The following is a 25,802-nucleotide window of genomic DNA, read 5'->3' as shown; positions in this document are numbered from 1 at the left end:
CGAACTCTTTCCCTCCTCCCAGCCGAGGAGGTGGAATCACGGCAAGAACAACGACGGCGGGGCTCGCCCGCCGTCGTTGTCTCGTCTGCGAAGGTGTCGATAGCCAACGTGGCGGCCCGGACCGTTCCGACCGCGCCCGCCGCGTTGCCGTGGTTTAGCCGGCGATGACCTGCGGGGCGCCGAGCTGCTTGAGACCCTCGACGCCGAACTCGAGGCCGTAGCCGGACTGCTTGGCCCCGCCAAACGGGACGCGCGGGTCGATGGCGCCGTGCTTGTTGATCCAGACCGTGCCGGCCTCGATCCGGGCTGCGACCTCGCGGGCCTTGGCCGGGTCGGAGGACCAGACCGAGGCGCCCAGCCCGACCTTCAGCCCGTTGGCCATGGCCACTGCCTCTTCCACGGTGGAGTACTTGATGATCGGCAGCGCCGGACCGAACTGCTCCTCGGCCACCAGCGGATTGTCGTTGTCGATATCCGCCACCAGCGTGGCCGGGTAGAAGTAGCCGGCCTGGCCCTCGTCCGGGTTGCCGCCGGTGAGCACGCGGGCGCCTGAATCCTTCGCCGCCTGCACCAGTTTCGCGACGATGTCGTACTGGGCCTTGTTCTGCAGCGGGCCCAGGACATTGTTCTCGTCCAGCCCGACGCCCATCGGCATCTGCTCGGCGACCGCGGTGAGCGCGGCACACACGTCGTCGTAAATGTCCTCGTGCACGTAAAGCCGCTTCAGCGCAGCACAGGTCTGGCCGGTGTTGATGAACGCGCCCCAGAACAGATCCTGCGCGGCGGCCTTCGGGTCGGTGTCCGGCAGCACGATGCCCGCGTCGTTGCCGCCCAGTTCCAGGGTCAGGCGCTTCACCGTGTCCGCGGAAGAGCGGATGATCGCCTTGCCGGTGGCGGTGGAACCGGTGAACATGACCTTGTCGATGCCCTCATGCGCGGCCAGCGCCTCGCCCACATCGCGGCCGCCCGGCACCACGTGCAGCACGTCCGTCGGCAGCACGGTGTTGAGCACCTCTGCCAGCGCCAGCACGGACAGCGGCGTGTACTCGGAGGGCTTCATCACCACGGTGTTGCCCATCCGTAGTGCCGGGGCCAACTGCCAGATGCTGATCATCATCGGCCAGTTCCACGGCCCGATCGCGCCCACCACGCCCAGCGGCCGGTAGTGCAGTTGGGCGTGGTTGCCGTCTTCCTCCACCAAAGTTTCCGGCTCCAGTTCGAACGCGGCCGTGGCGCGAAGCCAGCCTGCGCAGGCGCCGACCTCGAACCGGGCGTTCGGACCGTTCAGCGGCTTGCCCTGCTCGCGCGAAAGCAGTTCGGCCAGAGCCTCGGCATTCGCTTCCACCGCATCGGCGGCCAGGTTCAGGTACTCGCTGCGCTCGGCGTGGCCGCGCCCGGCCCACTCCGGCTGCACCCGGCGCGCGGCCTCCACGGCGGCGTCCAGTTCCGCGACACCCGGCTCCGCCACTCGGCCGACCAGCTCACCGGTGGCCGGATCCTTGATCTCCCGGCCGCCCTCGGCCGGCTGGATTGCTGCGAGCAAATCGGTAGCTGAAGCGAAAGCACCTTCAGCAGTGGTCTCGGTGGTCATGGTTTTCCTCCCCGTCTCTGACGACAACTGCCTCCACCTTGCCGCACAGCCGGCGGTGCTCCGTAGACTTTGCGCGCCGAGGACTTGACGCTGAGCGCACAGCTTCGGTCAGCAGCCGCGCGGGGCTCCCACCGCGAACTTCTCACCGGCCGGCAAAACAAAGTGGTTCGCGATCCACGGACACCAACAACGTCCGGCGTAAATCAGCCCTCTGACCTGCAGTTACGCCGTGGACCAATCCGGGAAGCACACCTCCTCCGACAGACGTCGCCCGCATCCGGCCCTCGCCAAGCCCCGGCATCGCCGGGTAGCGTCTGGAGCATGCGAATTGCGGTGGTCGGAGCCAGCGGAAACGTGGGAACAGCGCTTTTGCGGCGCCTGCATGCCGCGCAGCGCGAACGCGCGGACGACTTGGACATCGTCGGGATTGCCCGGCGGCTGCCGGATGCCACGCAAGCACCGTACGACGGCGTGACCTGGGTTGCGCTGGACATCACCGCCGGGGATGCGCGGCAGAGGCTAGCCGAGGCCTTCAAGGGGTGTGACGCCGTCGTCCACCTGGCTTGGGTACTGCAGCCGAACCACGACGAAGAGCAGATGCGCCGAGTGAACGTGGACGGCACATCGAATGTGCTGGCCGCTGTCGTCAACGCCGGCGTCGGGCAGGTGGTGTGCGCCTCCTCGGTGGGCGCCTACAGCCCCGGGCCGAAAGACTCCCGGGTTAGCGAAGACTGGCCGGCGCGCGGCATCGAAACGTCGCACTACAGCCGGTTCAAGGGACAACAGGAAGAACTGCTGGACCAGTTTGCCGACGACCATCCGGAGATCAAGGTGGCACGGTTGCGGCCGGGCTTGATCTTCCAAGCCAAGGCCGGCAGCCAGATTGGCCGCTACTTCGTGGGACCGTGGATCCCGAAGTTCTTTGTCAACCGATTGCGGCTGCCGCTGTTCCCGTTTCCGGAGGAGTTCGTGTTCCAGGCGCTGCATGCGGATGATGTGGCGGACGCCTATTGGCGCGTGCTGGATCAAGGTGCCCGCGGAGCCTTCAACGTGGCCGCCGAACCCGTGATAACGCCCGGGCTGGTGGCTGGCCTGTTCGGTGCCCGGCGCTGGCTGCCCGTCCCCGTACCGCTTGTCAGGTTGCTGGTGGGCGCAGCCTGGTCAGCCCGGCTGCTGGCCAGCGACCCGGGATGGGTGGACATGGCCCGCGCTGCGCCGGTGATGGACACCAACCGGGCGAGGACGGAACTCGGGTGGAACCCGCGGGTTGATTCGGTCTCGGCGATCCGGGAGGTGCTCCATGGCATGGCCGCTGCAGGAGGCGTTCCGGAATCGCCGGCGATGCGCCCGCGGAGCCGCTGGACCCGTGCGAAGCCGCGGACCGGCGCGTAGTCTGAGCCGCAGAGCGCCGCGCAAAAAAACGCGGGGCCCTATCTGCTCCCCAGAACGACACACTCGAGAAGGAGGACCTGATGGACCACAGCGAGAATCCTCGTTCGGAACACCCGGACGACCTGGAAGACGAATCCCAACACACCGGCGCGGGCGACAAGGACGACAACGACGTCCATGAAGCCCACATCCCGGTTCACGGCGACGAAAAGCTGGCCGACGATCTGGCCAAAAAGGCCTACGGCGACAAGGACCACGACGGCGAAGCCGATACTCCCAACGCGCCGTTCCCCTAGGCCCCAGACAGAGCACCTCCATCACCCACACCTTATGAAAGGAGCACCCCGTGAAAGGGAAACTCGTGTTTGGCACCGGTCTGGCCCTTGGATTCGTCCTGGGCTCAAAGTCGGGACGGTCGGCTTATGAATCGCTGAAAACCAAGAGCCGAGAGCTTTGGCACAACCCAACCGTGCAGGACAAGGTCCATGAAGCAACTGGCGCGGTTAAGGACAAGGCCCCGGGAGTCGCTGAGCAGCTCACAGAGGCAGCCAAAAAGGCCAGCTCCGCGGCGGCATCCAAGTTGCCCGGGAAGCATGGGAAGGACGACGGCGGGGCCTCCACCGGGACCCCGACCACCGTGGGGGACGAGGGCGGCGGCATGCCGGGCAGTCCGGCCGCCGGCGACACCGGTGATCTGCGGCCGCCCGGCCCCGGCGCCTGACTCATCGGAACGCAAGTCAGCGGCCGGCGTCGGACTACACAATCAACTGATGGAGGGACGGGCATGACTGAAAGCAGCGAAGACAAGACGCCACGCGACCCAGAGGACCCTTCGGCCGAGGCGGGCGTTCCCGAAGAGGCGCCGCAAACCGAGTCCGCGGAGAAGTCTGGGGAGAAAGAGGACATGAGCGCACCGGCCGGACCGGCTGAAGAGAAAGACCGGAAAACACCGGACGACCGCGGCCTCACCACGGACACCAGTCCCAGCGACTGACCGTTCGGCTGCAGGCACCGGCAGCCTGCAGCCAGCGTGTTGACGGAGCTGGGCGTCGGCCGAGTATGGCGGCCGCTGGGCGTCCGGTCGGGCACGGCAGCTGCGCGTCGGCCGGGTATGGCGGCCGCTGAGCATCCGGCCGGCACGGCAGCTGCGCCGCTAGGCTGCTGCGGTCCGTGTGGTTTTTGCGCGAGGGCAGGGTATATCGATGAGGGCAGGGTCCACGGGCCCTGTCCTCACCGATATACCCTGCCCTGAAGGAGATTTTCCGCCTGCCAGACTAGATCCGCTGCCCAAACGCAGTAACGACCCAGTAACGCCGGCAGGACTAAACCGATCCCACGCCCCGAAGCGGTGGCGCTCCTCGCGGTTAACGAGGTGCTCGGAACTGCTGAACAGAAGCGTGAGCCGTGGCCAAGAACATTCCCCTCCTTCTTGACGACGCCGGCGGCCATGTCGGTGCGGTGGGCGGCAGCGATGCGGATAAACCGCGGTGTTTGAGTACAAGCTGACACCGCAACTGTCGGTCTCGTTCCAGCGATACCGTTACCCCGACCACGGTATTGTTTACGTCGCGCCTGCCAGCCTGGGAACGTTGCCGTTCTGCGCCGCTTCCGAGGGCCTGACAGTGCCTTCCCCGGACGGAGAGGCCATCTGGATCGGCTTGCTGACCCGCATCGTCCCCAGCGAACCTCTTCTCGTGGGGATGCTGGCCACCGCAGCCGACGGACAACACCTGGACGCCGTCGGCGGCGGGCCGGCCGAAGGGACAACGCCCCTGGCTTGGCTCCGGGTGCCTGAGATGCGCCAACTGCTGGGCATTTCCCATCACGACGACGGCTGGTGGGCGCTGGCCCGCGAAGCGCCCTTCGCCGGGGCGCCTTCCTGCCTTTCCTTGACGTTGCTGGCACGGCCAGAGCGCCCCCGGCATGCCGCTGCTGTTGCCTTGCCCATCCAACTGACCGACCCGACTACGTTCGAAAGCATCTGCCACACCCGCGTGCCGCCGTTGCGGCAGGACTCCGCCTACGGCTGAGCCCTACGGACGCTGATACCTACGCCTTGACCACCGGGAGTTCCGCCCACTCGGTGGTGTAGCGCGGCGAGGAGAATTCGCGTTTCATCGACCACGCTGCCGGCGCTGCCAGACCGCCCTGGCCGAGCCCGATGGCGGCTTCGCCAAATTTGGACCGAACGGCACCGAGCAAGTCGCTAATGTTCCGCTGGTCCAGATCGCTGACGAACGGATCGAAGGCCTCCTGGCCGGCCGCGGGTTCCAGCCCGGACAGCAGCACGCCTGCCCGGACATAGTGGGCGCCGGGAATGAGGCAGTTGCGCATGGCGGCCACCGCGGCCTTGGTCAGCTGGATGGGATCCTGCGTAGGCGCCGGAAGGTGCACGCTGGCGGCGGGAAACGACGCCTCTCCGCCGGCGAACTTGCTGGTCCCGGCGGTCACCGTCAGCACCGAGGCGCGCAGCCCCTCGGCAGCCATGCGGGCCGCGCCGCGCTGGGCGTAGACAGCCATCACTTGGTCCATCTCCTCCAGCGTGGTCACCGGTGTAGAGAAGCTGCGCGAAAACATGATCTGCTGCTTGTCCGCCCGTTCCTCGGTGTGCGGGATGCAGGCCGTCCCGTTCAACTCGAGCACAGTGCGCTGCAGCACCACGGAGAACTTTTTGCGGATTACTTGTGGATCCGCAGCCTTCAAGTCGGCGATCGATTCGATCCCGATGGCGTTGAGCCGTTTCCCGGTCCGCCCGCCCACGCCCCACAGCCCGGTCACGGGAACGCGCGACTGGATCCACTCAATGTCCGGCGCGGGCATGGAACCCAGCGAACAGACTCCGGCCATCTGCGGGTTTCGTTTGGCCACGTGGTTGGCGAACTTGGCCAGCGTCTTGGTGCTGGCCACGCCCACGGATACCGGCACGCCCACCTGCCGGGCCACCGCGGCGCGAATCCGGCTTGCCGTCTCGTGCAGTTGCGGTTCGTCCCCCGGCAGCCCCAAAAACGACTCGTCGATCGAGTACACCTCTTGCCAGGCGCCGAACCGGCCCAACACTTCCATTACCCGGGCGCTCAGGTCTCCATACAGCTCGTAATTGCTGGATTTCGCTACCAGCCCCCAGGCTTTGGCACGTGGCGCCACCTGGAACCAAGGCGTGCCGGTCTTCAGCCCCAGCTGTTTGGCCTCCTCGGAGCGCGCCACCACACATCCGTCATTGTTGGACAGCACGACGACGGGGCGGCCCTCGAGCGACGGATCGAACACCCGTTCGCAGGAGACATAGAAGTTATTCACGTCTACCAGTGCGATCCGTTCACGCAGCGTCGTCGCTTCGGCCCGTCCTTGGCTAGACATGGTGCAGGCAGCGTGTCGCCACGCCCCAAATGCTCAGGTCGCCGAGTTCGCGCACCTCGGTGGGGGCGCCGCCGTCGTCCGTCTGCAGCCGCACCCCATCGGCGGCCAGATGCAGCCGCCGCACCACCAGCTCGCCGTCCAGCACGGCAATCACCACCGATCCATCGCGCGGCTCCAGCGACCGGTCCACGATTAACTCATCGCCGTCACAAATTCCGGCCGCCGCCATCGAGTTTCCGGCCACACGCATCACAAAGGTACTGGTCCGGTCCCGGATCAGGTGCCGGTTCAGGTCGATGCCGCCGTGGAAGTAGTCCCGTGCCGGGGAGGGAAAGCCGCGGGCGTCTTCGGGCGTCCCGCCGCCCAGTTCCGGGCCGGCAGACGTGCCGGAGGGCCGCTCCAAACCGAACATGACAAGCCCCCTCTTCGAACAAAGCTTCGAAGACAACAGTAGCATTCCGCTTCCTTCGACTGCAGGGCAGGCGCCGCATAGTTTGCCCGCGCAATTCGCGACATGAGCGAGCCTGACTCAACTTTCCCCACCTTCTGGAATAAACTGCACCCCAAGGCGTTAACATGAGCGAAAGGCACTCAAGTCCACGGGAGGATCATCAATGCCATTGTTCTTCGGACCCGCATCCGGCAACGGATCATTTGACGAGTTCCTGGTCCGCTACCTGCAGGGCCAGCGCGCGGCGCAGTCCCGCCGCACGGTCGACATCACCCGGCTGCTCAGCCGCCGCACCCATGAAGTGTTGGCACAGGCAGCCGCGTTCGCCGCCGGCCTCGGCCACACGGAGGTGGATGCGCTGCACATTCTGCGCGTCATGGCTGAACAGGAACCGGCTGCCGGCCAGATCAAGCTGACCGGCGCTGATCCGCAGGACATCGTCCGCGCCGCCGAGCAGAGCCTGCCGGAAAAGGCCGAGCCAATCGGCGAGGCGCCGTCACTGACCCCGTCGGCGCAGCGCGCCCTGCTGGATGCGCACCAGGTGGCCCGGGCATTCGGCTCCACCTACATCGACCCGGAGCACCTGTTCGCCGCGTTCGTCCTGAACCAGGAGGCCGCAGCCGGCCAGATCCTGGCCGGTGCCGGCGTCACCCCACAGGCTCTGCAGCAGGCCAACGCGGCAGAAGCAGCCCAGGCCCAGGCCGGCCCGGGCGGCAGCGCCGGCACCCAGCAGGAACAGAACCCCGGCTCCGAGACCCCCATGCTGGACCAGTTCGGCCTGGATCTGACCGCACAGGCCCGCGAGGGCCGACTGGACCCGGTGATTGGCCGCGCCGAGGAGATCGCGCAAACCATCGAGATCCTGGCCCGCCGCACCAAGAACAACCCGGTCCTGATCGGCGAGGCCGGCGTCGGCAAGACAGCCATCGTTGAAGGACTGGCCCAGGCGATCGTGGCCGGCGACGTTCCGGAGCAACTGCACGGCAAGCGCGTCATCTCGCTGGACCTGCCCGGCATGCTGGCCGGCACCCGCTACCGCGGTGACTTCGAGGAGCGGCTGACCAAAACCATGGATGAAATCAGCGCCGCCAGCGGCGAGCTGATCGTCTTCATCGACGAGCTGCACACCGTGGTCGGTGCCGGCGGAGGCGGCGAGGGCGGCATGGACGCCGGCAACATCCTGAAGCCCCGGCTGGCCCGCGGCGAGCTGCACCTGGTCGGCGCCACCACGCTGGGCGAATACCGCAAGGTGGAAAAGGATCCGGCCCTGGAGCGCCGGTTCCAGCCGGTAATGGTCGGCGAGCCCTCGATCGAGGACGCCGTGCAGATCCTGGCCGGCCTGAAGGACCGCTACGAGGAGCACCACCAGGTGACCTACACCGACGAAGCCATCCGGGCCGCCGTCGAGATGTCCTCGCGCTACATCACCGACCGTTTCCTGCCGGACAAGGCGATCGACCTGATCGACCAGGCCGGCGCCCGGTTGAGCCTGCGGCGCGGCCCCCGCATTGACGTGGAGGCGCTGCGCGGCCAACTGGCGGCGCTGGAGTCTGCCAAGAACGCGGCCGTTGCAGAGGAACGCTACGAGGACGCGTCCACGCTGCGTGATCAGATCGAGGCGCTGAAGGCGAAGATCGATTCAGCAGCCCAGCCAGCCACCCAGGCAAGGGAGGACAACGACGGCGGCGCTAGCCGCGGCGTCGCACCCTCCGATGTGGTGGGCGAGGCGGAGATCGCCGAAATCATTGCCCGCGCCACCGGCATCCCGGCCGCCCGGCTGACCCAGGGCGACCGGCAGCGGCTGGCCCGGCTGGAGGAGGACCTGCATGCCCGGGTGATCGGGCAGGACGATGCGGTGACCGCCATCGCCAAGTCCGTGCGGCGCAACCGCACCGGCATGGGCGACGAAGGCCGGCCCGTGGGCAGTTTCCTGTTCCTGGGCCCCACCGGCGTGGGCAAAACCGAGCTGGCCAAGGCGCTGGCGGAGTCGTTGTTCGGTGACGAGAACGCCATGGTGCGCTTCGACATGAGCGAATACGGCGAGCGCCACACGGTCTCGCGGCTGGTCGGCGCCCCTCCGGGTTACGTCGGCTACGGCGAGGCCGGCCAGCTGACCGAGCGGGTCCGCCGGCATCCGTACTCGGTGGTGCTGCTGGATGAGGTGGAGAAGGCGCACCCGGACGTGTTCAACCTGCTGCTGCAGGTGCTCGACGACGGACGCCTCACCGATGGGCAGGGCCGCACGGTGGACTTCCGCAACACCGTGGTGATCATGACCTCCAACCTCGGCTCGGAATTCCTGGCCAGCAAGACCGGATCCTTGGGCTTCACCTCCAACAACAACGTGGACGGCTTCGCCTCCGAGCAGGATTTGCGCGCCCGGGTGATGGGCCGGCTGCGCGAGGCCATGCGGCCGGAGTTCCTGAACCGGATCGACGAGATTGTGCTGTTCCGCAAGCTGGAGAAGGAGCAGTTGCGTTCCATCGTGCGGTTGCAGCTGCGCAGGTCCGAGGCCCGGCTGGCCGCCCAGGGCATCTCGCTGGCGGTGGACGAGGCCGCCGTGGACTGGATTGCCGAGGCCGGCTACGAACCGGAATACGGAGCCCGGCCGCTGCGCCGCGTGATCCAGCGCGAACTGGACGACCGGATTGCGGACCTGTTGGTGGCCGAAGCGGTGGCCGACGGCGGCCGCATCCGCGTGACCGCCGGAGAGGGCGGACTCCACGTGGCAGCCGATAGCTTGGCCGCCGCCGCGTAGCCGGCTGGCAACCCGGGTTCGCTTTCAACAAAGGGCGGGGCGCTCCCTTCGACCATTTCGTCGATGGGCGCCCCGCCCTCACTCGCTTGTGCGCAATCTACTGGCCGATCCAACCTCCCCGAACACGCGGCCGGGACCAAACCCTTTGCCGGCTAGGTCTCCCCTGCCTCCACGCCCCCGTGATCCGGCAGATGGGCGGCCAGGCCGTCAAGGATCAGATCCAGACCGAAGTCGAACTCGTCGGCAAAATCGTAGCCGGGCTGCAGCACGTGCTGCAGCGCAAACTCGCGCAGATGCGGATAGTCCCCGGCGCTGAACATTTCCACCATCGGCCCGGCGACGTCCGCCAAGCTCTCCGGTCCATCGAACGGCAACGCCGCCGCCTGTAGCGCTGAGCCATACACGTAGGCGTCCAGCAGGGCGTAGGTGTGCGCAGCCAGCGGAAGCGAAAAGCCAGCGGCGCGGAGGGTGCCGAGCACCGCATCATGGTGGCGGAGGTTCGCCGGCCCCGGCACGGTCCGGGACTCCATCAGGGCAATCGCCCAGGGGTGGCGGCGCAGCACCTCCCGGGCTGATGCTGCCCGGCGCTTAAGTTCGGCTTTCCACTCGCCGCCCGGCACCGGCAGCTCAATCTCGTTGAAGACGGCATCCACAATGCCATCAAGGATCTCGTCCTTGTTGCGCACGTAGTGATACAGGGACATCGGCTTGGTCTCCAGGGCCTGGGCCAGCGAGCGGATGGTCAGCCCGGCGAGCCCGCCGCCGTCGGCAATGGCCATGGCGGACTGCAAGACGCGTTCGCGGCTGAGCGGAACGCGTTCCACGGGGGGACCAGCGGTTTTTTCATTCATTGTTCCGCAGACTATAGCATTCTCGTACTTTGTACGATAACTTCGTACAAAGTACGACAGAGCCAGCCGTCACCCCGTCCACATCCTCGAGAAGGAAGCTCCCATGGAACCGAAAGAATCCTCCGCTCCGGCAGCCCAGACGCCCCCGAGCAGCGCCGCCCCACAAGCGCGCACCATGCGCGCCATTGTGCAGTACGAGTACGGATTGGCGAACGCCCTGCATCCGGCCACCGTGGCGGTGCCGGAGATTGCCGAGAACCAGGTGCTCATCCGGGTCCGTGCGGCCGGGCTGGATCGCGGAACGTGGCATATGGCCACCGGCCTGCCCTACCCGGTCCGCGCCGTTTCAGGGTGGCGGGCTCCCAGGAATCCCATTCCGGGGCTTGATGTCGCGGGAACGGTGGCCGCGGTGGGCGCTGCGGTCACGCGGTTCGCCGTCGGTGACGAGGTCTTCGGCTTCGGCAAGGGCTCCTTCGCGGAGTACGCGGTCGCCTCCGAGGCGTTGCTGGCCCTGAAGCCGGCCGCTCTGAGCTTCGAGAAGGCGGCGGCGCTTCCGGTCTCCGGCTTGACTGCCCTGCAGGCATTGCGGGACGCGGGCAAACTCCAAGCCGGGCAGCACGTCCTGGTCACCGGCGCTTCCGGAGGCGTGGGCAGCTACGCCGTGCAGATCGCCGTCGCCATGGGCGCAACAGTCACCGGCGTGTGCAGCGGCGCCAAAGCGGATCTGGTGCGCGGCCTCGGCGCCGAAACCGTCGTCGACTACACCCGCGAGGACTTCGCCGCTGCCGGCCGCCGCTTTGACCTGATCGTGGACACGGCCGGCAACCCGTCGCTGAAGCGCCTGCGCCGGGCACTGGCTCCTCGCGGTGCGGCAGTCATCGTCGGCGGCGAACACGGCGACCGCTGGACCGGTGGGTTGTTCCGGCCGATCGGCGGCATGCTCCTCTCGCTCTTCAGCCGGCAACGTTTCGTCATGTTCATGGCGCGTCAAAACGCCGCCGACCTCGAGCGGTTGAGTGAACTGATCGCCGCGGGCGGGGTGGCACCGAGCATCGACCGGACCTACCCGCTGGAGCAGATGCCGGTGGCAATCGGCCGCCTGGACGCCGGCGAGGTCCGGGGCAAAGCCGTCATTACCATCTAGCCACCCGGCCAGGCTTGCTCCTCGACAACGGACAAAAAAGCATCAGCAGCTCCGACACACACCGCCAAACAGTGGCGCTTCACACGGCCGGGTTCCAGACTGGGAGCGTCACCCGTTACGGCTGCACCGCGAAGGAGCCACGGCTATGCCCAACACTGCCCATCTTCGACTCAGACCCGTCCTTGAGATTTTGGCCGACGCGGCCACCAACGGCACTCGCCCCGATGCCCGCGAAGTCGTTAGCGAAGCGCTGCGCCGGGTACCGCCGACCGCCCACGAACAGGAACTGCTTAGCGGCGGCGTGCCGCGCGGCTTTAAGAACCTGACGACGGCGACCGCCCGGTTGGTCAAGGTGGGCTGGATGTCCAAGGGCCGCGGCGGTTGGGCCATCACCGAGGACGGGCTGCGGGCCATCGCCGCTTTCCCCAGCCCATCCGAGTTCGCAGAAGCTCTCGAGGCAGGAACCCCGCTGCCCGAAAAGCCGACACCAGTGGCGGAAGCCCAGCTTCCCGCTGCGCCAGAAGGATCAGCGCCGGAGGGACCAGCGCCGGAGGGACCAGCGGCGGCGGAGGAGGCCGATTCCGCGCTGCCCGACGCGACCGCTGCGGTGGCGGAGCCGGAACACCCCAGCGACCAACCGGCATCTGTAGCGGTAGTCGGCGATTTCGGTGTCCTGCTCGGCGCCGAGCGGGACTGGGATCCGGCCGCGGACGCGGTGCAGATGCGCTTCGAGCCCGGCGACGGGCTGTGGCGGTTGGACGGCGAACTGCCTGCGGGCCGGTATGCCTTCAAGTTCGCGCTCAACGGATCGTGGGAGGAAAACTACGGGGCCTTCGGCCTTCTCGACGGAGCCAACCACGAGTTCCAGCACGACGGCGGTCCGGTCGCCATCGCGTACGACCACAGCAGCCGCGATCTGTCCCCCGCGTCCCAGCTGACTCCTGCCTAAAGCAGGAGGCGCCGGCCGGGTAAAGACGTGAATCTTCCCGGCCGGCGCTGTTCTGACGCTGTTGGGCCGCACCCGGAGGTGAGGGAAAGGGCCAGGTGCGGGCCGCCGTCGTACGTTTGCTAGGCGCTGACCAACTGCGACGCCGCGGGAACCGGCAGGGCTACCTCCGCGTCCAGGATCTGTTCGGCCTCCTGCAGACCAATGCCTTGGGAGAGGGCAATCTCCGTCACCAGCGGCTTCTTGGCGTACTGCAGCATGTCCTTCTCGGCGTGAGACATGCTGCCCTTGATCCGCAGGCGCCGGGACAGATCGCGGACCAGGCCAGCGATGACGAAGACGTCGCCGGTGCGCAGGCGTTCCTGGTTGTCCTTGAAACGCCGGGACCACTGCGGGTCCTCTTCGCGGCAGGGAGCACGGAGCACCTCGAACAGGGCTGCCATCTGCACCTCATCGAAGACGGTGCGCAGTCCTACTTCTTCGGCGCTCTCGACCGGGACGCCGACAGTGAGGTTCGAGTCCTTGACTTCCAGCATGACGTAGCGGCATTCGGCGTTCTGCCATGAGTGCCGGGTCCTGATGCCGCGGACGACGGCCGGACCGTGGTGGGGATGGACAAGGGTTTGACCTTCAGCAAACTGCATTCAAGAGTCCTCTGATTCTGCACGAGCGCCACACTCGACATCAGTGGACGGAGTGCCCCGAGGGCCCTCACGCCAGACGGTCGTCCCACCAACGGAAACCCCGGTGCAAATGCCCGGAGGAACGGTATGGTGAGCGCGCGGACCGAATCGTCTCCACACGGATGGAGACGCCCGAAACCCGCGAGCTTGGCTATCTCCATTATCTCACGCCGAGGGTCCATGTTCCTTGAAACGTTAGGGAACAAGGGGCTGCGCCCCCGCCTCCCCGGCTCCAGTCAGAACCCCCCGGAGGAGTGCCCACATAGGGTCGGCCGGAACCCTTGACTGGTCCGTTAACCAGCTGCCACCATGTCTCACATGGCGCAGAGCTGCGCATCCTGCGCAACCTCTTCAGGTCCGGCTGGCGCCAGAACCTCGAAGGAGGAAGCATTCATGTCGGAGATTCTTGATTCGGGCTCCGCCCCGTTCAACGGCACGGATTCACGCGTCAATCCCCATCCGGCCATTACGCTCTACACCCGGCTGCGCAAGTCCCCTTATTTTTGGAAGTCGCGGGAGCACGGCGTCGCGGCCTACAGCGTCTACAACCACACCTACCATCCGCGCCACTACGGCGATCCGGTCAGCGAGTACTGGTCGCTGCTGAACGACGTTACCCTGTGGGACGTCGGAGTGGAGCGGCAGCTGCAGATCAGCGGCCCGCAGGCGTTCGATTTCACCAACATGCTGACCCCGCGCGATCTCAGCAAGTGCAAGGTGGGCCAATGCAAGTACGCCTTCATCACGGCGGCCGACGGCGGGATCATCAATGACCCGATCATTCTGCGCGTAGAAGAGAACAAGTTCTGGCTGTCACTGGCGGACAGCGACGTGCACCTGTGGGCCATGGGCCTGGCGCACGCCGGCGGCTGGGACGTCACGGTGGAAGAAGTGGACGTGGCCCCGGTCCAGGTCCAAGGCCCCAAGGCCAAGGGGCTGATGTCCGACCTGTTCGGCCCGCAGATCCTGGACATGCCGTACTACTACATGCAGCACCACACGCTGAACGGCATGGACGTGGTGGTCAGCCGGACCGGCTACACCGGGGAAATCGGCTACGAAATTTACCTATACAACGCCACCCAAAACGCCGGCCGCCTCTGGGACACCGTCTGGGAAGCCGGCCAGCCGCACGACCTGCGCGTCATCGGCCCCTGCCACATCCGCCGGATCGAGGCAGGCATGCTCGCCTACGGCTGCGACATCACGCTCAAAACCAACCCGCTGGAGGTCGGCTACGACTACGACTGGATGGTGGATTTGGACCAAAAGGCGGACTTCGTCGGGAAAGAGGCGCTCGGCCGCATCCGCGAGAAGGGCATCGACCGGCTGCTGGTCGGAGTGGACATCGACGGCGAACCGCTGGGCAGTTACAACGACGGCTCCATGATCGAGCCATTCCCGGTCTCGGTCGGCGGCGGCGGCGCGCAGGTCGGCGAAGTCACCAGCGCCTGCAACTCGCCGCGGCTGGAACGCAACATCGGCCTGGCCATGGTGCCGTTCGACCTCAGCGAAGAGGGCACCTCGCTGTCCATCCACACACCCGAGGGAATCCGCGAAGGCACGGTAGTGCAGAAACCCTTCTTCGATCCCAGCAAGGAGACACCCAAGGACTGAACGCAGCCGATGCACAGCCAACCCCATACGACGGCGGAGCGCACGAGCGCAGGTGAGCTCCGCTGTCGTTGTTTGCACCTTTTGGAGCCCGGCCGGTAATCAGGATTTCGGCGGTGCGCCGGCCGGGACCACCCGGTCGCTGGGGCTGCCTTGGCCGGATTCACCCCGGCGCGGCGGCCCAGCTACCGGAAGGGTGAACGTGAAAATGCTGCCGGCGCCGGGCTCGCTGACGCAACCAATGGTCCCGCCGTGCCGTTCCACGATGTCCCTGGACAAGGCAAGCCCGAGGCCCAAGCCCGGAATGGAGCCGAGGCGGGCCGTTGGGCTGCGGAAAAACCGGGTGAACACGTTACGGCTCTCTTCGGCACTCATGCCCATCCCTGTGTCTGCAACCCGGCACTCCACCAAGCCGTCGCCTCCGACGCAGCTGACCGTGACGTCTCCTCCCTGCGGAGAGTATTTGATGGCATTGGAAATCAGGTTGTCCAACACCTGCCGGACCCGCGCCGGGTCGCAAACTACCGCCAAGTCCCCCAGCGACTGCGTGGTGAGCGTGACTCCGCCGCCGGCAGCCCTCGGTTCGGCTGCGGCGACGGCCTGTGCGGCAATATCTCCGAGGTCCGCTTGCACCGGCTGCAGCTCCGAGAATCCGGCCGCCGTGCCTAACAAATCGTTGACCAGTTTCAGCAGCTGCTCCGAGTTCCTGGTGATGGTCTCCAGCCCCGAGACCATGTTCGGCGGCAAGTCCGGCGCCATGGCCAGCAACTCGGCGTACCCCTGGATGGAGGTCAGCGGGGTGCGCAGCTCGTGCGACACGCTGGACAGGAAATCCTTCTTCGCTTCCACCGCGGCCACCAGTTCGGTGACGTCGCTGAGGGCCAGCACGGAACCTTCCCGCCTGCCAGTGTCGTCAACCATGGCCCGTGCGGACGTGGAGAGCACCCGTTGCTGGGGTTTCCGGCCCATCCACAGGAGGTACTCGGAAAACGACTCGCCCCGCACGGCGCGGCTGATCGGCCGGTCTTCGGCGGGGATCCACGTACTGCCGCCGTCGGTGTAGAGCTCCAGCCGGGACTCCGGCGCCTCCTCCTCCCCCGGAGGGAGCGCCAACCGGCGCAGCTCTTCCTGCCGGCGGTTGCGCAGGATCGTGTTGCCCTCTTCATCGACGGCGAGGACTCCCACATTCACCGCGCTCACAACGGCTGACAGCAGCCGTTCCCGCTTGCCGCTGGCGTCCAGCAGGCTGCGCAGCTCCGCGTCCTTGGCTTCGACCACGCGCTGTTGTTCCATCATGCTCGCCGTCATCACCCGGATCGTTATTCCGATGGCCAGCATCATGAACGGAATGAGCAACGGGTGGGCCAAGGCTTTGGAGGTGACGGCGGAGTCCCCCAAGAACACAGGGATCCAGACCATCGCCAGCGAGGCCAGTGCGCCGACGATCACCGATAGCTTCGGCAGTTGTCCCGAAGCCGCCAACCAAATCACCGGGAAGGCGGCCAGCAGCCCCACCCCGGTCAGGATGGACCCGGTACCTTCGCGCAGCAGCCCAATCGGGACAAAGTCCAGAAGGGGGATGACCAGAAACGACGGGTACGGCAATTTCTCCCAGGGCACGAGGAAGCAGGCCGCCAGCAGCACGGCGTTGAGTACCATGCTCAGCCCGAACTGCGGGTCCGCCAGGAGCGGCGGGTATAAGATCCACGTTCCCGCCCACAGGAACAACATGGTGATAGACAGCGGCAGTTGGCTCATCACGACGCGCCCGCGCAGCGAGAGCTTGTGAAACCTCACCCGGTTTAAGATCAGTGCATCGAGGATTTTTTCCACGGCGGCGACTCCAATATCGTCGTCACGGGCGGTTTCTGCAGTGACGGAAGTGACAAACGAGAAGATAACCGCCTTAATAAAAGCATGCCAGCAGTCCCCACCCACCGCCGCGCCGTCATAGTCGAGGACAACGCCGACATTCGTAGGCTGCTGGCCCAGATTGTTTCCGAGCAAGGCTTCACCGTGGTGGAAGCGGAAACCGGCAAGGACGGACTTGAATTAATCCGGGCCGGCGGCGCCGATCTCATCACCTTGGATTTGAATTTGCCCGATCTGGACGGCATCGAAGTATGCCGCCAGGTAAGGGCTTTTTCTGACGCCTACATTCTGATGATTACCGCGCGCGTGGAGGAAGTTGACCGGCTCAGCGGCTTGGAAACGGGCGCCGACGACTACATCAGCAAGCCGTTCAGCCCCCGGGAGCTGCAGGCGCGGATCGCCGCGCTGTTCCGCCGCCCGCGCTCCCAGCCGGTCGATCCGGCTCCCAGCGCCGACCAGGAACGCGCGGCCGAGGTCCAGCGCAGCCTGCTGCCCGGCGAACCGCTGCGGATCCAGGACTACGACATGGCCGGCCGGTGCCGGCCCACCCGCAACGTGGGCGGCGACTTCTTCGATTGGTCCGCCACCGAAAACGGCCTGCAAGTCACCGTCGCGGATGCAATGGGCAAGGGCATGGGTGCCGCCCTGATCGCCGCCACCGTCCGCGCGGTGCTGCGTTCCTCCAACCGGTATGCGGACCTCAACCGGGCTTTCGAAGCGGCGAGCCAAGCGCTGGAGTGGGACCTGGCCCAGTCCTCCTCCTTCGTGACCATCTTCCATGCCCGGCTGGACGCAGGCAGCGGAACCGTGGATTACGTGGATGCAGGGCACGGGCTGGGGCTGCACCTGTACGACGGCGGCCTGCGCCGCCTGCCGTCGGGCGGCCCGCCGGTGGGGGCGGTGCCCGGAACTACGTGGACCGCTGGCAGGCTGCTGCTGGCGCCCGGGGATTCCCTTCTGGTTCTCAGCGACGGACTCCTCGACGCCTTCGATTCGGTGGATGCGGCCATGGATGCGGTGGCAGCTGTGGCGGCTGGGCGCGACTCGGCGGAAGACGTGTGCGACGCCGTGCTGGACGTGGCCGGCACGGCGGTGGCCGACGACGTCACAGCGGTGATGGTGCGGCGCTGCCCAGCCGAGAAGACCGCCGTGGTCGCGGCGTGAGACCTTTTGCCATCCGTCTGCTCGTCGTTCTGACGGTCATCCTGGGCACCAACTATCTGCTCTGGCGCTGGTTGGACTCCCTTAATTGGTCCGCCTGGTGGATAGCTGTCCCCCTGGTCCTGGCCGAAACCTACAGCTTGATCGATGTGGGGCTCTTTGGCCTGGGCGTGTGGCGGGTCCGCGAACGCAAGGTGCCGCCGGCCCCGCCGGCGGATGCCACGGTGGACGTGTTCATCACTACCTATAACGAGCCGCTGGACTTGGTCATGACCACGGCGCTGGCGGCAAGGGACATCCGTTATCCACACAGCACCTGGATTCTGGACGACGGCGCCAGACCCGAACTGGCTGAACTGGCGGCCCGCCATGGACTGGGCTACCTGACCCGCAGCGGCGATTGGGCGGATAAGCCGCGGCACGCCAAGGCCGGCAACCTGAACAACGCGCTGATGATGACTCAGGGGGAGTTCCTTCTGATCCTTGACGCCGACCAGATCCCCCAGCCCGACATCCTCGACAAGACGCTGGGGTACTTCAACCAGCGCCGGGTCGCCTTGGTCCAAACCCCGCAGTACTTCAGCAACGTTCCTGCCGACGACCCGCTGGGCAGCCAGGCCCCGCTCTTCTATGGGCCCATCCAGCAGGGCAAGGACGGGTGGAACGCGGCGTTCTTCTGCGGCTCCAACGCCCTGCTCCGGCGTGAGGCTTTGATGCAGCTGGGTCTGGCCGGCTACGTGAGGGAGGTGGAACGCGGCGTCCACCGCGCTCTGGCCGGAGCCCGCAGCGCCCTCCGAAAGGCCCGCCGCTCTCCGGAAGCGGCCGATCCGCTGGTTGCAGGCCTGCTCGACGAGGTGGAAGCGGCCACCGACGCGGCCCGCGCGAAGCTCCGGGGCGGCGGTTCGCTCAGTGAGATCACCTACGAGCTGCGGAATAAGGTCGAAGCCGCCGTGCGGGCACTGGTCGCCGAGAACTTCGCTGTCCTGGAAGCGGACCTGGCCGAAATTGCCGCCATGGAGCTAGGCGGCACGCCGCCTGAACCGGACCAGCTGGACGGGGCGGTGGAACGGATGTCCCAGCGGGACTGGTCCCCGCTGGGGGCGCTGGGCTCGGTGCAGGCGGTGCTGGACGCGGTCTCCGTAGAGCGGCCCGACGAGGCCCAGCCGGTGATGCCGCTGGCCACCATCTCGGTGACCGAGGACATGGCCACCTCGATGCGGCTGCACGCGATGGGCTGGGAAAGCGTTTACCACCACGAGGTCCTCGCCCACGGTTTGGCTCCGGAGGACCTCAAGACCATGCTCACCCAGCGGCTGCGCTGGGCCCAGGGCACCATCCAGGTCATGCTGCGCGAAAACCCACTGCTGCAGCGCGGGCTGAAACTCGGCCAGCGGCTGATGTACTTCTCCACCATGTGGAGCTACCTCAGCGGGTTTGCCGCCGTGGTCTACTTCGCCGCCCCGGTCATCTATCTCACTCTGGGCATCCTGCCCGTGAGCAGCCTGAGCACCGACTTCTTCATCCGCTTCATCCCGTTCATGGTGGTCAACCAACTGCTGTTCGCGGTAGTGGGCAAGGGAGTGAGCACCTGGCGGGGACAGCAGTACAGCCTGGCCCTCTTCCCCACCTGGATCAAGGCATGCACGACGGCGGCCCGCAACGTCTGGCTCGGACGCCCCCTCGGCTTTGCCGTCACCCCCAAGGCACGCCAGTCCGAAGGCGGCAGCTGGAACCTGATCGTCCCCCAGTTGGTCGCCATCGCCCTGTTGGTTGCCGCCCTGGTGGTAGGAGCGGCACGACTTGCCGCCGGCCTGAACGAACCGGTGGGCACCTTGGTGAACGTGGCCTGGGTCATTTTCGATTTGCTGATCCTGAGCGTGCTGTTCAAAGCTGTCAGGTACAAAGGGTTCACGCCCGACGAAAGGAACGTTGATGCAGTTCACCGTTGAGACCACGCCTGCCTATGCCGAAGTCAACGGCAGCGGCAGGCTGAACATGGTCGCAGCTCCCCTGCTCCGCGAGGTGGTGGCAGCGGTCGTGGCCGAAGGAAGCCATCATGTGGTGGTCAACATGGAGGGCACGGAATTCATGGACTCCTCCGGCCTCGGGGCCCTGATCGGGTGCCTGAAGATCGCCCGCCAGGCCGGAGGCGACCTCCGCATTGCGAACGTGCAGCCGCAGGTCAAGATGGTGTTGGAGCTGACCAGCATGCACCGGGTGTTGACCCCGTATGACAGCGTCGATGCGGCCTTTTCCAATGACTGAGGTCTTGGCCCGGAGCTCGCGCCAAGGGCTGGCCACGGCGGAAACCGTGGAGGCCCTGCACGAGGATTTCGAAGCGCTGTGGCTAAAAGCCGGCTTCGTTCCGGAAATGGACCGCATGGCCTTCTCGACTGCCGTCATCGAGGCCGCCACCAATGTGGTCCAACACGCCGTCCCTGCTTCGGAAACGCCCCTGCAGCTCGGCGTTGACATCACCATCTGGTCCCGCCGACTGGAGGCGCGTATTTCCGAAATCGGCGCTGCACCGTCCAGCCCCGGCATCTCGAATCCGCCAGAAGTCGACGACGACTCCGAGTCCGGCCGGGGGCTCAACCTGATCCATGCTCTGGTCAGCACGGTCACCTTCGAGCGCCACGGCGAGGACAACGTCTGGGTTCTTTGCCGCCACAGCCCCGAGCAGTCGCCGGCGGACCGTTAGTCACTCGCCGGCGGACCGTTAGTCGGCGGCGAGCTCGCCGCGGACCAGCCGCCGTGTGACCTCGGTCAGCAGGTCCACGCCGCGCAGGGCGTCATCGTCGCGGGTGAATTCTGCTTCATTGTGCGAGATGCCGTCGACGCTGGGCACGAAGAGCATCACCGTGGGGACCACATCCTTCATGTTGGTGGAGTCGTGCCCCGCCACCGTCATGATCTTCGTGTGGCTGAAGCCGAGCTGCTCCGCGCTGGCGGTCCCCAGCGCCACTCCCGCGGGCTGGTAGGAAACCAGGCCCCACCGGTGCGTCTGCACCAGCGAGATGTCCGTCCGGGAGAGAGCCTCGGCGTCGGCGATGCGCTTGTCCAGCAACTCCACGGCGCGGGCCAGGACCTCCTCGTCCGGTGAACGCAGGTCCAGGTTCATGACCGCCTGCCGCGCGATGGTCACCGGCGAGTTGGGCAGCACGTACATCTCGGACACCGACGTGTGCAGCTGCCCGGGCGCGAACTCGGCGGCCAGATCCCGGGCAGCGGAGATGACCAGCGCGGCTCCGTACAGGGCGTCCCGGCGGTCCTCCATCCGGGTGGAGCCGGTGTGTGACTGCGCGCCGTCGACTGTGACGCGGTACTTGCTGGCCGCCCAGGTGCGGTCCACGATTCCGACCTGCGTGCCGGTTTCCTCGAGGTTCTTGCCTTGTTCGATGTGGATTTCGGCGTACCGGGCCACGTCCGCCAGCACCGGCGCGTCGGAGCCGGTGCTGCGGTCATCCGCGGCCAGGGCTTCGGCAACGGTGGTCCCGGCCGGGTCAGCGGTGGCCAATGCCTGTTCCAGGGGCAGTTTTCCGGTGAACACCGAACTGCCCATCATGCTGGGCGTGAAACGGCTGCCTTCTTCGTTGAACCAGTTGACCACCGCAATGTTGTACACCGGGTCCAGCCCGCCGGCAGCAGCATCGGCTGCGACGCGGGCCGCCGCGTGGGCCCCCGCCAGCACGCCGTAGGCGCCGTCGTACCGGCCGGCCAGAGGCTGCGAGTCCAGATGCGATCCGAGCAGTACGTAGGGAGCGCCGGGAACAAGGTCAAGGGTGCCGAACTGGTTTCCGGCGGCATCCACTTTTTCGGCAAAGCCATGCTGGGCCAGCCATTCGCCGAACCAGCGGCGGGTGGCGTGGTCCGCCGTCGTGCCCGCCTGCCGGTCTACGCCGCCGCCGGCGGTAGCGCCGAAGCCGGACATGGCGGCGAAGTCAGCCAAGAATTCCTGGTTGGTGGTGCTCATCGGGTTTCCTCCCCGGTCGATGCCATCGCTGAGTCCCGGTCTTCCTGCGCCGGGAAGTGTTCTGCGCCGAAGCGGATCTCGCCGCCAACCATCGTTGCCAGCACCTGGGTGGCACTGATCTGCGAAGGGTCGACGGCGGTGGGGTCTTGGTCCAAGAAGACCAGGTCGGCCAGCATTCCCGGCATCAGCCGCCCCCTGGTCCCGTCAGTTCCCGTAGCCGCGGCGGAGCCGGCGGTGTAAGCGTTTAGCGCCTCAGCCGCGGTGATCCTTTCGCCCGGACCGTAAATCTCGCCGGAGGGGGTCAGCCGCTGGACGAACGACTGCATCACATCGAGCGGCCGGCCGTTGGACACCGGACGGTCCGAGCTTCCCGGCAGCGTGGCGCCGCGCTTCAGCAGGCTGTTGGCCGGGTAGGACGTCGCCGTCCGTTCCGGTCCCAGCAGCCTGGCCATGCCGTCGCCGAACTCCGTGATGAAATGCGGCTGCGGGACCAGCACGATCCCGGCCGCTGCAATCCGGTCCAGCTGCTCTGGCCGGACCACGCCGCCGTGCTCGATCCGGTTGGGCAGCGGCTTGCGGCCGTACGTTTCCTGGGCTTCCGTGATGATGTCGATCGCGTGGTCCACGGCATGGTCGCCGATAGCATGCATGGCGATGGACCATCCGGCCCGGTAGGCCTCGAGCGAGGATGACCGCAGCTCTTGGGCGTCCATCTGCAGGTAGCCGTGGTTATGCGGGCAGCCCACGTACTCTTCGGTGACGTACGCGGTGCTGCCCAGCAGCGATCCGTCGCTGAATATCTTCACCGGGCCCAGCCGGAGCCAATCGTCACCCAGGCCGGTGCGGATGCCGGCGTCAAGCCCGCGGGAGTCGGGGTCTGCCTTGTGTCCCGGAACCCGATGCAGGGCATCCAAAACCATCATCGGTTGCATGCGGACGCTCAGCAGGCCCTTATCGCGCGCGCTCTGGTAGGCGCCGAATTCACGCGGCGAGTAGCCAATCCATCCGCCCGCGATGCCGGCGTCCGTGACGCTGGTGATGCCCTCGGTCAGGTAGTGGGACGTCGCCAGGTCCAGCGCACGTTCGATGGTGGCCAGCGGGTAGGGCAGCATGATGTCCTGCACCAGCCGCATGGCGTTCTCCTCCAGCAGCCCGGTGGGCCGGCCCTCAGCATCTCTGGCAACGACGCCGCCGTCGATCGGCGCAGCGAGGTCCGCCCCGCGTTCCACGATCAGGTCGAGGGCGATGCCGTTAACATTGCAGGCGTGGCCGGACGAGTGCTTGATCCAGACCGGGCGGCCGCCGGCGGCAGCATCGAGCCGGTCGCGGTCAGGCTGTGCGCCGTGGTGCAGCAGCGGGCTATAGCCCGAGGCCACCACCCACTCGTCCTCCGCCAGCGAAGCGGCAGCGTCGGCTATCACCGCGTAGGCCTCGTCGAGGCTCGCGACGGAGCCAAGATTCGCTTCCATCAGGCCGAGCCCGAACCACACGCTGTGGGCGTGCACATCATTGAAGCCGGGGACAATCACGGCGCCAGCGGCGTCGATAACCCTTTGGGCGCGGGGAACACTCTGCTGGTCGACGTCTAGTGCCAGCACCTTCCCGTCGTGGATCAGCAGGCTTTCAGCCAGCGGCTGTTCGGAATCCTGGGTCAGAATGCGGGCGTTGCGGATCAGGAGATCGACGAGCATGAGTCCTCTTCGTTCTTTCGCAGCGGCGTGCCCGGAGCGATAGTTGGCGCGCGGGGCCATGCCGGGCCGCCACGTCCATTCAACACTGGAGTAATGTCGCGCTCAATGGCTAAATGACGCCATATCTTTCAAAAGAATTAGGCGATTGCATAAAATGGGTCCATGAGCGAGTCGCCAGCAGAGGTCCTTCCACACCGCGCCGGGCCGCCTCGGGACTTCAATCCCGACCCGTCCGCGGAGCCTCAGTGGACGGAACGGATCCAGCGCCTCTGGCAGGAACGCGATTCGCTGGTCAGCGACTTCCTGGAGCGCTTCGCCAGCATCTCCTACGAGGGAGCTCTAGTGCCGGACGAGGATGTGCGCCGGACCGCGGTAGACACCATGGAGAGGTTCCTGTTCCTGCTCGCCGGGCTGGAACTTCCAGCTGATCTTGTCTCACTGCCGCGGGATGTCGCCGCGCGCCGGGCCCGCCAGGGAGTTCCGCTGGAGGCCTTCCTCAGCGCTGTCCGCAACGACTTCAGGGTCCTGTGGAAAGGGCTTGAACGGGTGGCGCGCGGGCACGGCACCGAGATCCTGGTGGCCAACATGGACCGCGTTCTGGACACGGTGGAGACATACATCAGCAGCATCCAGCAGTCGAAGGTCTCGGAGGGGAACAGCAGCACCAGGGTGAACGCGGCGGAGGCCATCAAGGTGGCGACCGGCGAACCGATCTGGACCAAGGCGGCGTAGCGGCCGCGCTTTTCGGCCGGGGCGTGCTCGACGGCCATGGTCACCGCGCCGCCCCATTCGCCGCCCACGGCCAGGCCCTGGACCAGGCGCAGCACGGCGAGCAGGATCGGTGCGGCCAGGCCAATGGCCTCGAAGTCCGGCAGCAGGCCGATCAGGGCGGTGGCGACGCCGATCAGGACGATCGTTGTCAGTAGCGCGGGACGGCGCCCGTAGCGGTCACCGATGTAGCCGAAGAGGACGGCGCCGATGGGGCGGGCCGCGAAGCCCACGCCGAAGGTGGCGAAGGAGGCCAGCAGGGCTGCGGTGGGGTCCAGGTCCGTGAAGAACAGTCGGTTAAACACCAGAGCCGCGGCAGTGCCGAAGAGGTAGTAGTCATACCACTCAAGGGCTGTCCCGACGAAGGCGGCGCGGGCAATTTTGCCCGCGTCCTTGCCGGAAACTGTCGGCGGGGAGCCGGGAGTGTTGAGGGATTGCGGCGTCGTCACGAGGTTGCCTTTCAAGCTGTGTGGGCCGGCGTCGGTGATGGAGCGGCAGCCCGATAATTCCAATGGCCCTGAACGGAGGACATCCCGCGGTAGAGCTGTGAAGTACCTCTCGACTGTAGGGGAGTGCCAATAGCCTAAACAATGACAATACTCACCGGTTTGACAAGGGTGGATTGTGCTTATTCACAAATTGCCTCAGTTTTTGTAGTCCGCGAGGGCAACCAGTGCCAAGGCGGCTTGGGCCGGCACGGTCATGTCCAGCCCGATGACCTGCGACGCCTGGGGCTGGCGGATCCCGTTCCTGCTGGCCATTCCGATGCTGCTCGTCGCGCTCTGGATCCGGCTAAAGGTCGAGGAATCCCCGATCTTCAAGGACCTGCTTGCCCAGGAAGACACCGCCAAGGTGCCGGCGCTCGAGGTCTTCCGCCACGCCGGCGGGCGTTTGTTCGTCGCCGTGTTGGCGGCCCTGCTCGGGGTCGGCGGTTTCTACATGATCACCACCTTCGCGGTCAGCTACGGCGCCAACACCCTGGGTGTGGACCGCAATGTCATGGTCAACGCCACCTTGGTCGCCGCCGTCGCGCAGATCTTCGTCACCATCCTGATGGGCCGGCTTGCGGAAAAAATCGGGCCGGGCAAGGTCACGATGTGGGGCGGCATCCTGACCGCCATCCTGGCTTTCCCGATCTTCGCGATGATCGACACCAAGTCCCCGCTGCTGATCACCCTGGCCATCACCCTGGGCATCATGCTGATTGCCGTGGCCTACGCGGTCAACGGCGCACTGTTGACCGAACTGTTCCCGGCCAAGCTGCGCTACTCCGGTGTTGCCCTGGGCTACAACATCGCCGGTGCTACCAGCGGCTTCATGCCGATGATCGCCACCGCCATGCTCGGTGTTTCCGGCAACGCGTCCTGGGGAGCAGCGATGATCCTGTCCATCATCGCGCTGCTCACTGCCGTCGGCGGATTCCTCGGCGAGCGGATGCGGGTCAAGGACAAGCAGATCGTGGCAGACGCCTAGACCCGCTTCCCGCCCCAACAGGTGCGGGTCCCGACGGCCGGCAAGCACCGCCGTCGTCAGCAGCACTCTTCAACAAC

Annotated in this window: 23 protein-coding genes and 1 pseudogene; 15 read left to right on the top strand and 9 right to left on the bottom strand. The window is 66.5% G+C overall.

Annotated elements, in window-relative coordinates; all coding sequences use genetic code 11:
* Positions 1-154: 154 nt before the first annotated feature.
* Entirely contained in the window at positions 155-1,591 is a 1,437-nt protein-coding gene (locus tag AC5RWX_RS08900) for an aldehyde dehydrogenase family protein (RefSeq protein WP_493939368.1), read from the bottom strand.
* A 321-nt stretch (positions 1,592-1,912) separates the two neighbouring features.
* Between AC5RWX_RS08900 and AC5RWX_RS08895 the strand changes: the two genes are divergently transcribed.
* The 5 genes from AC5RWX_RS08895 to AC5RWX_RS08875 all read left to right on the top strand — a co-directional run bounded on the left by AC5RWX_RS08895 (position 1,913) and on the right by AC5RWX_RS08875 (position 5,013).
* Positions 1,913-2,983: an NAD-dependent epimerase/dehydratase family protein gene (locus AC5RWX_RS08895; protein WP_493939369.1), complete on the top strand. Its 1,071-nt coding sequence runs from the start codon at positions 1,913-1,915 to the stop codon at positions 2,981-2,983.
* A gap of 80 nt (positions 2,984-3,063) precedes the next feature.
* Positions 3,064-3,279, top strand: a complete 216-nt coding sequence (locus tag AC5RWX_RS08890) for a hypothetical protein (protein ID WP_493939370.1) — start codon at positions 3,064-3,066, stop codon at positions 3,277-3,279.
* 50 nt (positions 3,280-3,329) lie between these two features.
* Positions 3,330-3,704 carry a YtxH domain-containing protein gene (locus AC5RWX_RS08885; protein ID WP_493939371.1) on the top strand — a complete coding sequence of 125 codons (375 nt, stop codon included), beginning with the start codon at positions 3,330-3,332 and terminating at the stop codon, positions 3,702-3,704.
* A gap of 63 nt (positions 3,705-3,767) precedes the next feature.
* A complete protein-coding gene (locus AC5RWX_RS08880; protein ID WP_493939372.1) occupies positions 3,768-3,977 on the top strand; it encodes a hypothetical protein in 210 nt (69 codons plus the stop codon).
* A gap of 493 nt (positions 3,978-4,470) precedes the next feature.
* Entirely contained in the window at positions 4,471-5,013 is a 543-nt protein-coding gene (locus AC5RWX_RS08875; RefSeq protein WP_493939373.1) for a hypothetical protein, read from the top strand.
* A gap of 19 nt (positions 5,014-5,032) precedes the next feature.
* Here AC5RWX_RS08875 and AC5RWX_RS08870 read toward each other — a convergent pair whose 3' ends face one another.
* Together AC5RWX_RS08870 and AC5RWX_RS08865 are read right to left on the bottom strand one after the other, a co-directional pair.
* On the bottom strand, positions 5,033-6,340 hold the full coding sequence (locus AC5RWX_RS08870) for a Y-family DNA polymerase (protein ID WP_493939374.1): 1,308 nt from the start codon (positions 6,338-6,340) through the stop codon (positions 5,033-5,035).
* Positions 6,333-6,752, bottom strand: coding sequence for a LexA family protein (locus AC5RWX_RS08865; protein WP_493939375.1), 420 nt, complete (start codon positions 6,750-6,752; stop codon positions 6,333-6,335). The genes AC5RWX_RS08870 and AC5RWX_RS08865 overlap by 8 nt, the downstream gene beginning before the upstream one ends.
* 202 nt (positions 6,753-6,954) lie before the next feature.
* Between AC5RWX_RS08865 and AC5RWX_RS08860 the strand changes: the two genes are divergently transcribed.
* Positions 6,955-9,549, top strand: coding sequence for an ATP-dependent Clp protease ATP-binding subunit (locus AC5RWX_RS08860; RefSeq protein WP_493939377.1), 2,595 nt, complete (start codon positions 6,955-6,957; stop codon positions 9,547-9,549).
* A gap of 152 nt (positions 9,550-9,701) precedes the next feature.
* Here the strand turns inward: AC5RWX_RS08860 and AC5RWX_RS08855 are convergent, their stop codons facing one another.
* Positions 9,702-10,400, bottom strand: coding sequence for a TetR/AcrR family transcriptional regulator C-terminal domain-containing protein (locus AC5RWX_RS08855; RefSeq protein ID WP_493939378.1), 699 nt, complete (start codon positions 10,398-10,400; stop codon positions 9,702-9,704).
* A gap of 103 nt (positions 10,401-10,503) precedes the next feature.
* Here AC5RWX_RS08855 and AC5RWX_RS08850 point away from each other — a divergent pair, with 103 nt between their 5' ends.
* On the top strand, positions 10,504-11,544 hold the full coding sequence (locus AC5RWX_RS08850; protein WP_493939379.1) for an NAD(P)-dependent alcohol dehydrogenase: 1,041 nt from the start codon (positions 10,504-10,506) through the stop codon (positions 11,542-11,544).
* 145 nt (positions 11,545-11,689) lie between these two features.
* Entirely contained in the window at positions 11,690-12,493 is an 804-nt protein-coding gene (locus AC5RWX_RS08845) for a pullulanase X25 domain-containing protein (protein ID WP_493939380.1), read from the top strand.
* Between the two features lie 119 nt (positions 12,494-12,612).
* On the opposite strand, the gene AC5RWX_RS08840 is transcribed toward AC5RWX_RS08845, so the two are convergent.
* Positions 12,613-13,134, bottom strand: a complete 522-nt coding sequence (locus AC5RWX_RS08840; RefSeq protein ID WP_493939381.1) for a CarD family transcriptional regulator — start codon at positions 13,132-13,134, stop codon at positions 12,613-12,615.
* A 432-nt stretch (positions 13,135-13,566) separates the two neighbouring features.
* Between AC5RWX_RS08840 and AC5RWX_RS08835 the strand changes: the two genes are divergently transcribed.
* Positions 13,567-14,790, top strand: coding sequence for a glycine cleavage T C-terminal barrel domain-containing protein (locus tag AC5RWX_RS08835; RefSeq protein WP_493939382.1), 1,224 nt, complete (start codon positions 13,567-13,569; stop codon positions 14,788-14,790).
* Between the two features lie 99 nt (positions 14,791-14,889).
* On the opposite strand, the gene AC5RWX_RS08830 is transcribed toward AC5RWX_RS08835, so the two are convergent.
* A complete protein-coding gene (locus tag AC5RWX_RS08830; RefSeq protein WP_493939383.1) occupies positions 14,890-16,620 on the bottom strand; it encodes a sensor histidine kinase in 1,731 nt (576 codons plus the stop codon).
* An 84-nt stretch (positions 16,621-16,704) separates the two neighbouring features.
* On the opposite strand from AC5RWX_RS08830, the gene AC5RWX_RS08825 reads away from it, so the two are divergent.
* Genes AC5RWX_RS08825 through AC5RWX_RS08810 form a run of 4 tightly spaced genes read left to right on the top strand, consistent with a single transcriptional unit; the run spans position 16,705 to position 20,521 of the window.
* Positions 16,705-17,823, top strand: a complete 1,119-nt coding sequence (locus AC5RWX_RS08825; protein WP_493939384.1) for a SpoIIE family protein phosphatase — start codon at positions 16,705-16,707, stop codon at positions 17,821-17,823.
* Positions 17,820-19,769: a glycosyltransferase family 2 protein gene (locus tag AC5RWX_RS08820; RefSeq protein WP_494097273.1), complete on the top strand. Its 1,950-nt coding sequence runs from the start codon at positions 17,820-17,822 to the stop codon at positions 19,767-19,769. The genes AC5RWX_RS08825 and AC5RWX_RS08820 overlap by 4 nt, the downstream gene beginning before the upstream one ends.
* On the top strand, positions 19,753-20,085 hold the full coding sequence (locus tag AC5RWX_RS08815; protein WP_493939386.1) for an STAS domain-containing protein: 333 nt from the start codon (positions 19,753-19,755) through the stop codon (positions 20,083-20,085). The genes AC5RWX_RS08820 and AC5RWX_RS08815 overlap by 17 nt, the downstream gene beginning before the upstream one ends.
* On the top strand, positions 20,078-20,521 hold the full coding sequence (locus tag AC5RWX_RS08810; RefSeq protein WP_493944523.1) for an ATP-binding protein: 444 nt from the start codon (positions 20,078-20,080) through the stop codon (positions 20,519-20,521). The genes AC5RWX_RS08815 and AC5RWX_RS08810 overlap by 8 nt, the downstream gene beginning before the upstream one ends.
* A gap of 18 nt (positions 20,522-20,539) precedes the next feature.
* Here AC5RWX_RS08810 and AC5RWX_RS08805 read toward each other — a convergent pair whose 3' ends face one another.
* Together AC5RWX_RS08805 and AC5RWX_RS08800 are read right to left on the bottom strand one after the other, a co-directional pair.
* Positions 20,540-21,793: a M20 family metallo-hydrolase gene (locus AC5RWX_RS08805; RefSeq protein WP_493939388.1), complete on the bottom strand. Its 1,254-nt coding sequence runs from the start codon at positions 21,791-21,793 to the stop codon at positions 20,540-20,542.
* Entirely contained in the window at positions 21,790-23,484 is a 1,695-nt protein-coding gene (locus tag AC5RWX_RS08800) for an amidohydrolase (RefSeq protein WP_493939389.1), read from the bottom strand. Before AC5RWX_RS08800 ends, AC5RWX_RS08805 begins: the two co-directional genes overlap by 4 nt.
* A gap of 162 nt (positions 23,485-23,646) precedes the next feature.
* On the opposite strand from AC5RWX_RS08800, the gene AC5RWX_RS08795 reads away from it, so the two are divergent.
* A complete protein-coding gene (locus AC5RWX_RS08795) occupies positions 23,647-24,216 on the top strand; it encodes an RsbRD N-terminal domain-containing protein (protein ID WP_494097289.1) in 570 nt (189 codons plus the stop codon).
* Here the strand turns inward: AC5RWX_RS08795 and AC5RWX_RS08790 are convergent.
* A pseudogene (locus AC5RWX_RS08790) lies at positions 24,114-24,701 on the bottom strand (MFS transporter); the annotation flags it as partial. The gene AC5RWX_RS08795 and the pseudogene AC5RWX_RS08790 overlap by 103 nt on opposite strands.
* 253 nt (positions 24,702-24,954) lie before the next feature.
* On the opposite strand from AC5RWX_RS08790, the gene AC5RWX_RS08785 reads away from it, so the two are divergent.
* A complete protein-coding gene (locus tag AC5RWX_RS08785) occupies positions 24,955-25,725 on the top strand; it encodes an MFS transporter (RefSeq protein WP_494097272.1) in 771 nt (256 codons plus the stop codon).
* Positions 25,726-25,802 lie beyond the last annotated feature (77 nt).

Source organism: Arthrobacter sp. SPT-J7 (assembly GCF_059089965.1).
Note: the sequence above shows the minus strand (reverse complement) of the source record. Positions and strands in the feature narration are given on the sequence as shown.

Coding starts and splice junctions, on each gene's coding strand:
- AC5RWX_RS08900 (WP_493939368.1), bottom strand. CDS start 1,591: ATGACCACCGAGACCACTGCTGAAGGTGCTTTCGCTTCAGCTACCGAT.
- AC5RWX_RS08895 (WP_493939369.1), top strand. CDS start 1,913: ATGCGAATTGCGGTGGTCGGAGCCAGCGGAAACGTGGGAACAGCGCTT.
- AC5RWX_RS08890 (WP_493939370.1), top strand. CDS start 3,064: ATGGACCACAGCGAGAATCCTCGTTCGGAACACCCGGACGACCTGGAA.
- AC5RWX_RS08880 (WP_493939372.1), top strand. CDS start 3,768: ATGACTGAAAGCAGCGAAGACAAGACGCCACGCGACCCAGAGGACCCT.
- AC5RWX_RS08870 (WP_493939374.1), bottom strand. CDS start 6,340: ATGTCTAGCCAAGGACGGGCCGAAGCGACGACGCTGCGTGAACGGATC.
- AC5RWX_RS08865 (WP_493939375.1), bottom strand. CDS start 6,752: ATGTTCGGTTTGGAGCGGCCCTCCGGCACGTCTGCCGGCCCGGAACTG.
- AC5RWX_RS08860 (WP_493939377.1), top strand. CDS start 6,955: ATGCCATTGTTCTTCGGACCCGCATCCGGCAACGGATCATTTGACGAG.
- AC5RWX_RS08855 (WP_493939378.1), bottom strand. CDS start 10,400: ATGAATGAAAAAACCGCTGGTCCCCCCGTGGAACGCGTTCCGCTCAGC.
- AC5RWX_RS08850 (WP_493939379.1), top strand. CDS start 10,504: ATGGAACCGAAAGAATCCTCCGCTCCGGCAGCCCAGACGCCCCCGAGC.
- AC5RWX_RS08845 (WP_493939380.1), top strand. CDS start 11,690: ATGCCCAACACTGCCCATCTTCGACTCAGACCCGTCCTTGAGATTTTG.
- AC5RWX_RS08840 (WP_493939381.1), bottom strand. CDS start 13,134: ATGCAGTTTGCTGAAGGTCAAACCCTTGTCCATCCCCACCACGGTCCG.
- AC5RWX_RS08835 (WP_493939382.1), top strand. CDS start 13,567: ATGTCGGAGATTCTTGATTCGGGCTCCGCCCCGTTCAACGGCACGGAT.
- AC5RWX_RS08825 (WP_493939384.1), top strand. CDS start 16,705: ATGCCAGCAGTCCCCACCCACCGCCGCGCCGTCATAGTCGAGGACAAC.
- AC5RWX_RS08815 (WP_493939386.1), top strand. CDS start 19,753: ATGCAGTTCACCGTTGAGACCACGCCTGCCTATGCCGAAGTCAACGGC.
- AC5RWX_RS08810 (WP_493944523.1), top strand. CDS start 20,078: ATGACTGAGGTCTTGGCCCGGAGCTCGCGCCAAGGGCTGGCCACGGCG.
- AC5RWX_RS08805 (WP_493939388.1), bottom strand. CDS start 21,793: ATGAGCACCACCAACCAGGAATTCTTGGCTGACTTCGCCGCCATGTCC.
- AC5RWX_RS08800 (WP_493939389.1), bottom strand. CDS start 23,484: ATGCTCGTCGATCTCCTGATCCGCAACGCCCGCATTCTGACCCAGGAT.
- AC5RWX_RS08795 (WP_494097289.1), top strand. CDS start 23,647: ATGAGCGAGTCGCCAGCAGAGGTCCTTCCACACCGCGCCGGGCCGCCT.
- AC5RWX_RS08785 (WP_494097272.1), top strand. CDS start 24,955: ATGTCCAGCCCGATGACCTGCGACGCCTGGGGCTGGCGGATCCCGTTC.